This window comes from Corynebacterium glyciniphilum AJ 3170 (genome assembly GCF_000626675.1).
In the GTDB taxonomy this organism is placed as follows: Bacteria; Actinomycetota; Actinomycetes; order Mycobacteriales; family Mycobacteriaceae; genus Corynebacterium; species Corynebacterium glyciniphilum.
Window position 1 is genome coordinate 3250069 of the sequence record NZ_CP006842.1, and the last position, 13081, is coordinate 3263149.

11 protein-coding genes are annotated in these 13081 nt (G+C 65.2%); 8 read left to right on the forward strand and 3 right to left on the reverse strand.

Features of this window, described 5'->3' with window-relative positions:
* Positions 1-26 precede the first annotated feature (26 nt).
* The 4 genes from trmB to CGLY_RS15165 are packed head-to-tail and all read left to right on the forward strand — an operon-like array spanning position 27 to position 5202.
* Positions 27-812, forward strand: a complete 786-nt coding sequence (gene trmB / locus CGLY_RS15150) for a tRNA (guanosine(46)-N7)-methyltransferase TrmB (RefSeq protein WP_038550461.1) — start codon at positions 27-29, stop codon at positions 810-812.
* Positions 809-1471 (forward strand): NYN domain-containing protein, encoded by a 663-nt coding sequence (locus tag CGLY_RS15155; protein WP_052540368.1) that lies wholly within the window; start codon positions 809-811, stop codon positions 1469-1471. The genes trmB and CGLY_RS15155 overlap by 4 nt, the downstream gene beginning before the upstream one ends.
* A 15-nt stretch (positions 1472-1486) precedes the next feature.
* Positions 1487-3925: an MMPL family transporter gene (locus CGLY_RS15160; RefSeq protein ID WP_038550462.1), complete on the forward strand. Its 2439-nt coding sequence runs from the start codon at positions 1487-1489 to the stop codon at positions 3923-3925.
* 53 nt (positions 3926-3978) lie between these two features.
* On the forward strand, positions 3979-5202 hold the full coding sequence (locus CGLY_RS15165; protein WP_227590304.1) for a lysylphosphatidylglycerol synthase transmembrane domain-containing protein: 1224 nt from the start codon (positions 3979-3981) through the stop codon (positions 5200-5202).
* Here the strand turns inward: CGLY_RS15165 and CGLY_RS15170 are convergent.
* A complete protein-coding gene (locus CGLY_RS15170) occupies positions 5168-6451 on the reverse strand; it encodes a glycosyltransferase 87 family protein (protein ID WP_144313705.1) in 1284 nt (427 codons plus the stop codon). The genes CGLY_RS15165 and CGLY_RS15170 overlap by 35 nt on opposite strands.
* A 144-nt stretch (positions 6452-6595) precedes the next feature.
* Between CGLY_RS15170 and CGLY_RS15175 the strand changes: the two genes are divergently transcribed.
* Positions 6596-7018, forward strand: coding sequence for a DUF3054 domain-containing protein (locus CGLY_RS15175; protein ID WP_038550464.1), 423 nt, complete (start codon positions 6596-6598; stop codon positions 7016-7018).
* On the opposite strand, the gene CGLY_RS15180 is transcribed toward CGLY_RS15175, so the two are convergent.
* Positions 6993-7850: a LysR family transcriptional regulator gene (locus CGLY_RS15180; RefSeq protein ID WP_052541032.1), complete on the reverse strand. Its 858-nt coding sequence runs from the start codon at positions 7848-7850 to the stop codon at positions 6993-6995. The genes CGLY_RS15175 and CGLY_RS15180 overlap by 26 nt on opposite strands.
* A 125-nt stretch (positions 7851-7975) precedes the next feature.
* Between CGLY_RS15180 and CGLY_RS15185 the strand changes: the two genes are divergently transcribed.
* From CGLY_RS15185 to CGLY_RS15195, 3 genes are all read left to right on the forward strand, one after another.
* A complete protein-coding gene (locus tag CGLY_RS15185) occupies positions 7976-9211 on the forward strand; it encodes an MFS transporter (RefSeq protein WP_227590305.1) in 1236 nt (411 codons plus the stop codon).
* 130 nt (positions 9212-9341) lie between these two features.
* Entirely contained in the window at positions 9342-9911 is a 570-nt protein-coding gene (locus tag CGLY_RS15190) for a DUF6230 family protein (protein ID WP_038550465.1), read from the forward strand.
* A complete protein-coding gene (locus CGLY_RS15195) occupies positions 9911-11374 on the forward strand; it encodes a DUF6114 domain-containing protein (protein ID WP_227590306.1) in 1464 nt (487 codons plus the stop codon). Before CGLY_RS15190 ends, CGLY_RS15195 begins: the two co-directional genes overlap by 1 nt.
* 86 nt (positions 11375-11460) lie before the next feature.
* Here the strand turns inward: CGLY_RS15195 and CGLY_RS15200 are convergent, their stop codons facing one another.
* Positions 11461-13077, reverse strand: a complete 1617-nt coding sequence (locus CGLY_RS15200) for an acyl-CoA carboxylase subunit beta (RefSeq protein WP_038550466.1) — start codon at positions 13075-13077, stop codon at positions 11461-11463.
* Positions 13078-13081 lie beyond the last annotated feature (4 nt).

The window sequence follows — 13081 nt, forward strand, 5'->3', positions numbered from 1 at the left end:
CGCTGTGTTCTGCCACAATGTGAGGGATGTCTATTCCCGATAATCCCCCAGCACCGCGTTCGGGTGGCCGCGGCCGCCCCCTGCAGACCGAGTTTAACGACGGACGCGACTATCCGCGACTGGGTAGCTTCAGTTTCCGACGCGGTACCCTCACCGGCAACCAGGAGAACCTCTGGGAGGACAACTGGCCGTCACTGGGTATTGAGCTCACGGACGACCTGACCGACCCGATCGACCTCGACGACTGGTTCGACCGCACCGGCTACGACACCATCGTCGAGGTCGGTTCCGGTACCGGCACGTCCACTGCGGCCATGGCGCCGCTGGAAGAGGACACCAATATCGTCGCGGTGGAGATCTACCGTCCCGGGTTGGCGAAACTCCTCGGAGCAGTTGTCCGCGGGGGGATCGGGAACGTCCGCATGGTCAAGGGTGACGGGGTCGAGGTGCTGCAGCGGCTCTTCGCCCCCGGCAGCCTCGCCGGGGTGCGCATCTACTTCCCCGACCCGTGGCCGAAAGCCCGGCATCACAAGCGTCGGATCATTCAGACGGGTACGCTGCACCTCATCGCCTCGCGTCTGCGTCCCGGCGGGATCCTGCACGTCGCCACGGACCACGCCGACTACGCCGAATGGATTGATGAACTCGTTGAGGCGGAACCCGACCTGGAGTACCTCGGCTGGCCGGAGGATGAAGCGGAACGCAACCGCACCGTCCCGGTGCTGACCGACCGCCAGATCATCACAAAGTTCGAGGGTAAAGGGCTGGACAAAGACCACACCATCCGCGAGTACCTCTGGAGACGGCGATGAGCGGCACGAACCCGCACAACGAATCCCTGTCCTACAGCGGCCAGCCGGAGCAGTCTCCGGTGTATCTGCTGGTCTGGGATGCACCGAACATCGACATGGGTCTGGGTTCCCTGCTGGGGGGACGCCCGGACGCCGTGCACCGTCCCCGGTTCGACGCCGTCGGCCGCTGGCTGATCGACGTCGCCCGCGACGCCGTGCAGGACGGCGCCGTGCCGGCACCGGAGGCGACCGTGTTCACCAACGTCGCGCCCGGGTCGGCCGAACAGATCCGTGGCTGGGTCGATGCACTGCGCAACGTCGGTTTCGCCGTCTTCGCGAAACCGAAACTCACCGAAGACTCGGACGTCGACCCGGACATGCTCGACCACATCCGGCGTCGGCGTGATGAAGGCGTGCTCGACGGCCTGGTAGTCGCCAGCGCCGACGGGCAGAACTTCCGCGAACTACTCGAGGAACTCGCGGAAGAGATCCCGGTGACCGTCCTCGGCTTCCACGAGCACGCGCACTGGGCCGTCGAACATGAGACTCTGGATTTCCTCGACCTGGAGGACATCCCCGGGGTCTTCCGTGCGCCGCTGCCGCGTGTCAACCTCGACTCCCTGCCGGACGACGGTGCATGGCTCCAGCCGTACCGGCCTCTCTCCGCGCTGGTTCGCTGAAAGGAGCCTTCTTAAGTGTTCACGACATGGGGAGACATCGCCTTCCGCTTCCGTCGGATCATCCCCGCCGTCCTCATCGTGCTGATCGGCGTGCTCTACCTGGGAATCGGCACCCAGTTGGGCGACCGGATGAGCCAGGAAGGCTGGGACGACCCCCACAGCGACTCGACCCGGGCAGCGCAGATCGAGGAGGAGACCTTCGGCCGTGACGCCTCCGGTGATGTGATCGTCCTGGTCACCAGTAACAGTGCCGACGGTGCCGCCGACCTGACCGATCCTGCCCTGCAGGAGAACGTCACCAGCCAACTCAACGCGATCGCGGTCGGCCACCAGGACGCCGTCGCCGGGGTGACGAGCTATTTCGACACCGGGCACGAGCAGATGCTCGCCGAGGACGGCTCCTCCGCCTTCGCCGCGATCAGCCTGCACGGCAGCGAGGACGAGGTCCTCAAGAACTTCCGGGACATCGAGGACGACCTGAACAACATCAGCGTCGACGGTGCGACGGTCGAGATCGGTGGCGCCACGGCCGTCGCCGGTGCACTTGATTCGGGCATGGGCGACGACATCCAGCGCGCCGAGCTGATCGGTCTTCCGGTGGTCGCCCTGCTCCTGCTGGTCATCTTCGGCAGCGTGGTCGCCGCCTGCATGCCGTTGATCGTCGGGATCCTGTCGATTCTTGGTTCCATGGGCATCCTGTCGGTCCTGGCCGGCTTCACCCAGGTCAATACCTTCTCCCAGTCGGTGGTGACGCTGCTGGGCCTCGGGTTGGCGATCGACTACGGCTTGTTCATGGTCTCCCGCTTCCGTGAGGAGCTTGCCGAGGGCAATGACACCCGCACGGCGGTACGCAACACCACAGCCTCGGCGGGCAAGACGGTGGTGTTCTCTGCCCTGATGGTGGCGGTGGCACTGTCGAGCCTGCTGATGTTCCCGCAGGCCTTCCTGAAATCGGTGGCCTACGGCGCGATCTCCGCGGTCGGGCTCGCCGCCCTGATCAGTGTGGCCGTGCTGCCGAGTATCTTCTCGATGCTGGGCCACCGGATCGACAAGTGGACGATCATCCGCCGCGGACGGACCCGCGAGGCGACCGTACAGTCCTGGTGGGGCAAGGTCCCCGCCTTCGCGATGAAGCATGCGAAGCTGATGACAGTGGGCCTCGTCGCCCTGTTGATCCTGCTGACCATCCCGCTCAGCGGGGTGAAGTTCGGCGGTATCAACGAGACCTACCTGCCGCCGGACAACACCACACGTGTCGCCCAGGCCCACTTCGACGAGAACTTCCCGGAGTTCCGCACCGACCCGGTGAAGCTGGTCATCGAAGGCGACAACACCGCAGTGGGCGAGGTCTTCCAGAAGGCCAATGCTGTTGAGGGCCTGACCGGGGACTTCCAGGTCTCCCGTCCGACGCAGGACGGCGTGACCGTCCTGTCCGCCGGAATCACCGACCGTGACGACAATGACCGGATCGTCAACGAACTCCGCGACATAGGTCACGGTCTCACCGCTGACGGCGAGGTCCTCGTCGCCGGCACCCCGGCGATGGAGGTCGAGTCGATCGAGGCTCTCTTCGACAAACTGCCGTGGATGCTGGTGTACATCATCGCCGCCACATTCATCCTGCTGTCCCTGGTATTCGGTTCGGTGATCCTGCCTGCCAAGGCGGTGATCATGAACATCCTCGGTACCGGAGCAACGCTCGGTATCTTAACCGCGCTGTTCGTCGACGGTGTCGGTGCGGACCTGTTCAACTTCTCACCGGGCCCGTTGATGAGTCCGGTGCTGGTCCTCATTGTGGCGATCATCTACGGGTTGTCGACGGACTACGAGGTGTTCCTGGTGTCCAGAATGGTCGAGGCCCGGGCTCACGGGGCCTCGACACCGCGGGCCATCAGATTCGGCACCGCCACCACCGGTGGCATCATCACCGCGGCGGCGTTGATCATGATCGTCGTCGCCGGGGCCTTCGCGTTCTCCGACATCGTGATGATGAAGTACATCGCCTTCGGCATGATCGCCGCACTGGTCATCGATGCCACGGTGATCCGCATGCTGCTCGTCCCGGCCGTGATGTACCTGTTGCGCGAAGACTGCTGGTGGGCTCCGAAGTGGGTCACCGCACTGTCGAAGAGAATCGGCCACAACGAGCGGCTCGAGGGCTTCAGTCACGACAGCGGTCCCCCCGCACAGTCCGCTGCCCCGGCCGAGCCCGTCACCGTCGGTGCACCAGCGGAAGAGACAGGCACCGCGCAGGTCTCCCCCGTGGACGGTCCGGTGGTTTCACGCTCACCTATCCCCGAGACCCGCGCGGCCGACGCGACCGAGGCAGCCGACGCGCCGGATCATGACGCCGACTCCTACGGCGCTCACTCAACCTCGGACGACGCGATCCCCTTCAGTGAACTCATGCGTCGTCTGCAGGAGGAGCAGCGTCCCGGGAACCGGGAGCGCTGACGGACACCATGGCAGCAGAGCACTCGAGAAACCGTCTCCGACACCGGTGGCGCATGATCGTTCACTGGTTGAAGGATCCACGCGTCCGGGCACTACTCACGCTCATGCTGCTGGGTGCCATCATCTTCCTGGCGCGCGACCACTACCACTTCCTCGAAGAGGGGTGGGCGGCGATGCTGCAGGCCAACAACTGGTACATTCTCGCCGCCGTGGCAGCGATGGGCCTGTCGATGCTGGCGCAGGCTGAGGTGATGGTCGCCCTGTTACGTCCTGCCGGCGTCCCGGTGAAGCGCACCAGTGCCAACGCCCTGGGACTGTCGGCCAACGCATGGTCATCCACGTTCCCCGGCGGCCCTGCGATCTCTGCGGCGATGATTTTCCGCGAGCAGATGAAGTGGGGTGCCACCGGTGTGATCGCCAGCTGGTACCTGGTGATCTCCGGGGCCCTGTCCGGGGCGAGCATGGCGATCCTCGGATTCGGGGCCGTGTTCTTCCTGCAGGCGAATGTGCACGTGTTCTCGCTCACCGCCTCCCTCATCGCCCTCATCGCCCTGACCCTGGCGGCGAACTGGGTCGCCCGTCACCCGGACAAGGTCCAGTCCGGACTGCTGTCCGCCATGACCTGGTTCAACCGGAAGCGGAAGAAACCGCTCGACCGGTTCCACAGTCAGATCCACAGCTTCTCCGACCAGCTCCGGGCGGTGGATCTGTCACCAAAATGGCTCGGTTACGCCGTCTCTGTCTCACTGCTCAACTGGGTGCTCGAGATCGTCTGTCTCTTCCTCTGCATCCTGGCCATCGGCGCAGAACCCAGCGTCGCCGGAGCTGTCCTCGCCTTCATCACGGCGAAGTTGATCGGCCAGGCGCAGATCACTCCGGGTGGTCTCGGCCCGGTCGACATCACACTCACCACCATGCTGGTGGGTACCGCCGGACTGGGGTCCGGCCAGGCTGTGGCCGCCGTGATCGTCTTCCGTATGATCAGTTTCGCCCTGCTCACGCTGGTCGGCTGGCTGGTGTTCCTCTGGACGTTCGTCCGTCCGGAGGAGGAGAACAACGCCGCCGAGGCCGAAAAGTCGGATACGCCGCAGCAGCGTTCCGGCAGGGGCTTGACCGTCCGCCAGATCACCGGCGGCTCCGCAGCGAGGGGGCAACGGCACGCCAGAGACACGCAGGACGACGCCATCGATCGTCTCCCCCACTATCCTGACCACCAGGCCCGTGACGCACAGCCCCGGAACTTCACTGAGTCGCCGGAGACTGATCCGGAGGGATGACCTTACTGTGGCTGACGGTCGACTGACCGGTTGCCGCATCAGGCGTTGGATCAGTCCCGGAGTGTCCTGCCGTCCACCGGAGAAACCACCCGAGGCACACGGCCTTTCCCGCAGGACGATATGCGTGTACCGCAGCGACGATGAGGAGCGGCAGAACAAAATAGCCTTCCCGGGCCGTGGGGGCGAGCAGGAACAGGGCGGTAAAACCTGCCGCCGTGCACGTGGCCACTGTGGTGATCTCCAGTCGTTGAGTAGTCAGCACCCACAGCAACCCGCCTGCCACGCCCGCAAGAACACCGTAGGGAAACCACGACAACGCCGGGACATCGTGGACCAGTCCACCTAGCAGAGAGTCACCCGCAGGAGTCGGTACAACCCCGCGTCCGAGCGGGAACCCCAGAGTGTGGTGCACAAATCCCCCGAGGTCGGCGCCTGTTCCGCAGAAGGTCACCACCACTGCCACCCCTGCTGCACCGACGGCGGCGAGGCTCGCCGCCCGCCGTGAATAACGACGCCACAGCACGATGACCACGACGGCCAGAACCGGTGCGGCAGTCCATTTCATCGCCACAGCGACCCCCACGGCCGTTCCCGCCACCCCGTGCCGCCCGCTAACAGCCGCCGCCAGCGCCAGAATCACCGCACCGGTCACCGGAAGATCAACCCCGCTGCTCGCCACTGTCACTGCCACCAGTGGCGATCCGGCCGCCACCAGGAGAAGACGATGACCTGTTGTGCGAGGCCTCCCGACCAACCGCCGGGCACACACCAGACACGCCACGAGGACAGCGGCGCACCACAACCGCGGATCGGTGAGCATTCCGTCGCCCCACCATGCTCGCGGCAGTCCGATGACCGCCATCATCGGTGAGTAGGGGTTATAGTCCCCGACGTCCGTCGGGGACACGGCATACGGCGTTCCCTCGTCGAGCAGGCGTCGCGCTGACTCAGCGACCACCCGGACTTCCAGTTGCCCCGTCGCTGTCAGAAGAATGGTGGGCAGCATGAGGGCCCCTGCGACAACCGACCACAGCAGGTGCGGGTGCAGACGTCCACCGGCCCGGGTGCGTTGGCTCGCGAGCGTCACGACTGCTGCCGTCGCATAGGTGACCACGGCGCAGACGCCCCATACCCGGTGTGGCTGCTGTGTCGTCTCCATGGCGAGAACCAGGGAGAAGACGGCGAAGCCCGTAAACAAAACGGGTAACGGGGACATCCAGGGTCGGCACAGGCGCTCAGTGGTGGACATGTCCGCCACGCTATGGCCGCTCCTCCGGCTGCTGTGCCGAGAGGGAACTAAGAGGGAGCTGACTCTACCCTCATGTGTGTTGTCCACGGGGACGGATCCGGGAGCGGCAGCGGTACATCACGACAACGACCTAGAATAGGCGTCATGACGAACTCCCCCGATGCGACGTCCGGACCCACCGGTCCGCTCTCCGCCACTGCCGGTACCGCAACGTCGATGGCACTGGCCATCGACGCCATCGCCGTCCTGCTGTTCGCCCTGCTGGGCAAGCTCTTCCACAACACCGACGGCTTCAGCGTCCTGGGGTGGCTGGGAACAGCCTGGCCTTTCCTCCTCGGATTGGCGGTCGCCTGGGCTCTCCTGATGACCGGGGTCGTCCGTCCGGCACCGGGAACGGGGCTGGGAATCCTGATTATCACCTGGTTCGTCGGTATCGTGGTGCGCAGCATCGTGAATGTCTCGGTGGCGTGGGGGTTCGTCCTGACATCGCTGATTTTCCTGGGTATCCTGCTGATCGGCTGGCGCGCCGTCGCCTCCTTCGTCACCCGGCGGCAGCCCACGTCCTGACGAACTCCAGGAATCCGTCGACCGGTGCCACCAGGTCCGTCCCTGCCCCGGCTGTCGGCGTGGACCAGACGATACCGAGTTCACGCACACGGTCTGTATCCAGAGGAATGACCGACATGCCTGCCATCTGCAGGTTCGGATCCCCCAGCGGAAGGAGTGCGACACCGAGGCCGGCAGTCACCAGGCCCGCCACCGTGGTCAACTCCATGGACTCGAAGACCAGTCGCGGACGAAAACCGCTGTCCGCGGCTAGTGTGTCGAGCAAGAGCCTCGTCCCGTAGCCCTCCAGCATCGCCACGAACGGCTCATCCGCCGCCTCGGCGAGATCGATCGTCGTCCGTCCTGCCCACCGGTGCCCGGACGCCACGGCAAGACCGAGACGTTGTTCCGCCAGTTCCTCCCATCCCACCTGGCCGGACGCAACCTGGCTGGTGGGACACGGGCCGACGATCGCCAGATCGACCGTGCCCGCGGTCACCTGGTCCACCAGGTCGAGCGCGGCTCCCTGCACCAGCTCGAAATCCACCGTCGGCCGGTGCGTACGGAACTCCCGGAGCAGATCAGGCACCAGCCACGTCCCCAGTGAATGCATGAAACCGAGGCGAACGGTACCGCGTTCCGGATCGACCAGACGCCGCACCTCCTCCACCCCGGCCCGCCACGTGGCGCATGTGGCCCGGGCCGACGCGGCAAGCACCTCGCCCCGCCGGTTGAGCACCAGGTGGCGACCATGGCGGTCGAAGAGCTCCGCACCCACCCTGCGTTCGAGCGCCGCGAGTCTCCGCGACAGCGTCGACTGGCTCACACCCGTCGCCACCGCCGTGTCCACCATGTTCCCGGTCTCCACGAGATCCAGGAACCAGTCGAGTTCCACGGGGCCGGCCACGTCCCCTCCTCCTGATATGCATTAAACGGGACAGAACTGACATGTTAATGCATTATGATCGTCAGCGTCGTGTGACCACCATAGAGACCATGGACGCGACCGACCCTGAAACTCCTGCAGAACCCCCGGCAGGCCTCTCCCCCGGCGACGCCGGTTACCGCCGGATCATGATCGCCGCCGCCACCGCAGGCTTGGCGAGCTTCAATGCCATGTACCTCACCCAGTCCGTCCTCCCCGCGATCCATGACGGGCTGAGGGTCTCCCCCACCACCGCCGCACTCACCGTGTCCGCGACCACCGGCATGCTCGCCGTCGCCGTCATCCCCGTCAGCATCCTTTCCGAGAGGGTCGGACGACGTCGGGTACTTCAGGTGTCCGTCATCATGGCTACCGCGCTCAGCCTGCTTCTCGCCGCCGCTCCCGGCATCGGCGCACTGGTCGGGTTACGCGCACTGCAGGGCATCGCCGTCGCCGGGGTGCCTGCAGTGATGATGAGCTTCCTCTCCGAAGAGATCCGCCAGGAGCATCTGGGGCGTGTAATGGGCCTCTACATCGCCGGAACCACGCTGGGCGGTCTACTGGGACGTCTTGTGCCGTCCAGCGTGTTGGAGTTCACCGACTGGCGGGGTGCCGTCCTGGCGGGCGGAGCCGTCGCCTTCCTCCTCGGCGTGGTGTGTGCGTGGGCGCTGCCACCGCAGCGGAATTTCGTGCCGAAGAAGATCACTCTGCGCCATGAACTCGACGCATTCCGACGGCACTGGAACGACCGACGTCTCGTCGCCCTGTTCATCCTCCCGTTTCTGATGATGGGCGTCTTTGTCTCGCTGTACAACTACCTGGGATTCCGCCTGACCGGACAGTTCGGCCTCCCCGAGGCCGTGGCCGGGGCGGTGTTCATCCTCTACCTTTCCGGCACCTGGTCCTCCGCCCGTGCCGGAGCACTCGTCGCCAAGTACGGGGCGGCGCGGGTCCTGGTCACCGGTGTCGCCCTGACTACCGCAGGACTCCTCCTCGCTCTCGTACCGAACCTCGTGGTCACGGTGGTCGGCGTGCTCGTATTCACCGCCAGCTTCTTCGCCGTCCACTCGACTGCGTCGACGTTGGTCGGACAGATCGCCGACCGGGACCGCGCAGAAGCGTCGTCGACCTACGTGATGAGCTACTACCTGGGTTCGTCGGTGATCGGCTGGCTGTCCGGATACTTCTTCCAGATCGGATGGGTCGCACTGATCCTGACACTCGCGGCGCTACAGATATCCGCCCTGGTATTATGCCTGCTCAGCACCAGCAAGACTGGACGATCGTGATGCAGCACACTACAATTTACGAATTCTTCACAGAAACAAGTACGACAGCGATACGATGATCCGAAGTCGGCTTCATATTTACTAACCGAGGGTTCCGCAGACAGCGTCCCTCACCTACGGAGGAACGAACATGGGACATATCAAGGGAAAGCGGTTCGCCGGGGTCATGGCAGTCGGACTCCTGGCCACGGCCGGTGTCGGCGTGGCCATGGCCCAGGGCGGTTTGTCCGCCAACCTGGCCCTGTCCAACACGATCTTCAACCAGGAGGTCAGCAACCTCGATGCCACCGATGTCTCGATTTTCGGTGGTACCGACAGCCAGCATGACGGCGACACCGGCGTCGCCCGGCTGATCTTCGCTGACGCGACGATCTCCGACATGTGCATGACCGCACCGTTGAACCTCCCCGGCCTGGGCGAGAAGCGCTTCCAGATGCTCGTGCCCGGTGAGAACACCACCGCCGAGCACCTGGTGCTCGGTGCCCCCGGCCTCGTCGGTGGCCTGACCCTGAACAATGCCCAGATCGGTGTCGACGCGAGCCAGCTCGACGATGAGGCTCCCGCCGGCTCGTGGGGCCTGCACGCCGATAGTCTCAACGGTTGGGACCAGGTCATCAAGGCCAGCTCTATCGCGGCGGACAAGTTGACTGCTGCCGGAGCCAAGGTGGGAGTTGTCTCCGTCGACGAGGCTGAGTGCTGATGCCTGACGACTCCACCACGCCCTCGGGCGTGAACGGGGCCGACGGCGCCGAGGACGTCACCGAGACCACCCGGTCCATCGATGCCGTCGAGGAGAGCGACGCCACCGGCGCCGAGACCGACGCTGCGGCGGATTCCCGTTCAGAGAAGCTCGAGAAACAGAACCGGCGGTTCAGCCGCTGGCGCAAAGGGCGTCCCTTCGGTGCCGGACTGCTGATGATGCTGGCCGGCATCGTGATCATGGCGCCGGCCTACCTGTCATTCTCCGTGTCCAATATCCAGATTCAGATCTCCACCATGGGTGGGGTCTCCACAGCGGTCATCGGCATCCTGTTGATCACCTGTGGGCTGATGTGCTGGTTCCGCGGCGAAGGACGGATCCTCGCCGGTGTCGCGGCGATCATCCTGTCCATTCTGGCTCTCTGGCAGTCCAACTTCGGCGGTTTCGGCATCGGTCTGATCCTCGGCCTGATCGGCGGCGCCCTTGCCCTCGCATGGGACCCCCAGTCCCGCCAGGACGCGAAGGCGGAGAAAGCCGAGAAGAAGGAGGCCAAGAAGGCGCGGAAAGCAGAAAAAGCTCACAAGAAGTCCGCGCACGGAGCCGGAACCGCCAAGTCTGTCGTCGCCGTCCTTGCAGCAGTGACCGTGGGCATCGGCATTCAGACACCCGATGCCCGCGCACAGATCCCCGGACTGCCCGATATCCAGCTCCCGGACCTCCAGATCCCGGGACAGGGCAACGGGAACAATGGCGATGACGGCACCGGAGACACCGACGGCGGGCAGAACGGTGCGGACAACAGCCCCCGTCTCCCCAACCTGCCCGAGCTGCCTAACCTGCCCGAAGCTCCCGATCTGAACCTCCCGCCGTTCCGTCTCCCCGACGGCAATCAGCTGCAGGACGGCCTGGACAACTCCCTGGAATCACTGGGGGTGGAGATCCCAGGGTTGAACGTGGCCCCGCCGGAACCGGTGGCGAATATGCGGCCCCCCTTCGGTGGCACCTTCACCATCAAGACCGACACGGCGAAGATGACCCCTGGGATGAAGTTGTCCTACGTCACCATCGACACGATGCAGGGCCCGAAGAAGGCGATCCGCATCGACGCAGACCAGGCCATCATGGAAAACCTGCGGGTGCAGTTCCCGAACTCGCTGGGCCCCGACCTGCTGGATGACACCAAGGGTGCTACAAGCACCCTCACCGGTAACTTCCACATCTTCGTCCAGGAGCTGACGATGACCTTGGAGCTGCTCGGCGTCGACACCATGATCCCGATCACGATCAACGCCGACTGGGCCCCCGACGACATCGCCGCGGAACTGTCGAAGATCGGGCTGGGCCTGCCCGACCTCCTGTCCGCGGAAACCCGTGTCCTGGACGTGAACCTGGAGACCTACCATGTGATGGCCGACCACATGGACTTCCCGCACAAGGACATCGGCCCCTGGCACGAGAACTGACCCTCACGCCTGAAGCCGAGAACGGCCCCGGACAGATTCCTGTCCGGGGCCGTTCTCATGTCCCGGGCACGAGCCGGGTACCGCGGTCACATCGGCATGATGGTGTGCTTCTTCTCCGGCTCCAGAACCTGCTTGTCCCGCAGCAACCGCAGCGACTGACGCAGCCGCAGCCTCGTCTGCGACGGATCGATGATCTCGTCGACGTAACCGCGCTCCGCGGCAACATACGGGCTGGTCATGTTGGCGTTGTAGAAGTCCATGAACATCTTCTTCGCCGCCGGACGCTGCTCCTCCGGCAACGCCGCGAGCTGACGCCCCTGGATCATCACTGCGGCGCCCTCAGCACCCATCACGGCGATCTGGGCGGTCGGCCAGGCCAGGTTCACGTCGGCGCCGAGGTTCTTCGACCCCATCACCGCATATCCACCACCGAACGCCTTCCGCACCACCACAGTCATCTTGGGCACCGTCGCCTCCACCATGGCGAAACCCAACCGGGCGCCGCGGTGGATCAGACCGAGCTTCTCCTGCTCCGCGCCCGGCAGATAGCCGGGAGTATCCACGACGAACACCAGCGGGATGTTGTAGGCGTCGCAGATCCGGATGAACCGGGAGGCCTTGTCGGCGGCCTCGGCGTCGAGGCATCCCGCCAGCGACATCGGCTGGTTGGCGACCACGCCGACGGACCGCCCGTCGATGCGGGCGAAGGCGGTGATCACGTTCTGGCCGTAATCCGGCTGAACCTCCAGCACGTCCTCATCATCGAAGATCCTGGTCAGGACGTCCATCATGTCGTAACCGGAATTCGGGTCATCCGGAATGATGTCGACGAGTTCAGTGTCCCGGTCGTTGAGGGTGTCCGGCGGCGCGGGGGTGTACGGGGTCGCCTCGAAGGCGCTGCTCGGCAGGTGTGCAAGAAGCTCGCGGACGTAGCTGAACGCATCGTCCTCGTCGCTGCCGACGTAGCTGATGTTTCCGTTGGCGGCCTGGACGCGGGCGCCGCCGAGATCCTGCATGCTGATCTTCTCGCCGGTGACCGACTCGATGATCTGCGGTCCGGTGACGAACATCGTCGTCTGGTCCTCCACAGCCACCAGGAAGTCGGTGGTCGCCGGGGCGTACACGGCCCCGCCGGCGCAGTTACCCAGCAGGATCGAGATCTGGGGCGACTGCCCCGACAGCGGAAGCTGACGCCGGGAGAGCTCCGAGTACATCGCCAGGGACATCACCGCATCCTGGATACGCGCGCCACCGGAGTCGTTGATGCCGATGACGGGGCAGCCGATCCGGGTGGCCATGTCCATGACCTCACAGACCTTCTTGCCGAACGTCTCGCCCACCGACCCGCCGTACACGGTCTTGTCGTGGGCGTAGACGGCGACAGGACGTCCGTCGACCCGACCGTAGCCTGTCACGACACCGTCACCGTAGGGGGCCTCCGGGACTCCCGGGGTGCGTCCGAGAGCTCCGATCTCGGTGAACGACCCCTCGTCCAGCAGCGCGTCGATACGCTGGCGCGGTGTCGTCCCCCCCGCCTCGTCGCGCTTCTGCCGTGCGCGTTCGCTGCCCGGATCCTGGGCCTCCTCCAGCCGGGAGTGCAGGTCCTCCAGCTTCTCGGCGGTGGACCTTCCTGTTCCCGGTGCGGTGCGTTCCGCGGCGACGGTCTCGTCGCCGAACCACGGGTGTTCCGGTGTTCCTGTCATAGGT

What these genes read in the sequence shown, in the direction of transcription:
- CGLY_RS15190 (WP_038550465.1), top strand. Translation starts at nt 9,342, where the DNA reads ATGGGACATATCAAGGGAAAGCGGTTCGCCGGGGTCATGGCAGTCGGA.
- CGLY_RS15165 (WP_227590304.1), top strand. Translation starts at nt 3,979, where the DNA reads ATGATCGTTCACTGGTTGAAGGATCCACGCGTCCGGGCACTACTCACG.
- CGLY_RS15195 (WP_227590306.1), top strand. Translation starts at nt 9,911, where the DNA reads ATGCCTGACGACTCCACCACGCCCTCGGGCGTGAACGGGGCCGACGGC.
- CGLY_RS15155 (WP_052540368.1), top strand. Translation starts at nt 809, where the DNA reads ATGAGCGGCACGAACCCGCACAACGAATCCCTGTCCTACAGCGGCCAG.
- CGLY_RS15170 (WP_144313705.1), bottom strand. Translation starts at nt 6,451, where the DNA reads ATGTCCACCACTGAGCGCCTGTGCCGACCCTGGATGTCCCCGTTACCC.
- CGLY_RS15175 (WP_038550464.1), top strand. Translation starts at nt 6,596, where the DNA reads ATGACGAACTCCCCCGATGCGACGTCCGGACCCACCGGTCCGCTCTCC.
- trmB (WP_038550461.1), top strand. Translation starts at nt 27, where the DNA reads ATGTCTATTCCCGATAATCCCCCAGCACCGCGTTCGGGTGGCCGCGGC.
- CGLY_RS15200 (WP_038550466.1), bottom strand. Translation starts at nt 13,077, where the DNA reads ATGACAGGAACACCGGAACACCCGTGGTTCGGCGACGAGACCGTCGCC.
- CGLY_RS15180 (WP_052541032.1), bottom strand. Translation starts at nt 7,850, where the DNA reads ATGGTGGACACGGCGGTGGCGACGGGTGTGAGCCAGTCGACGCTGTCG.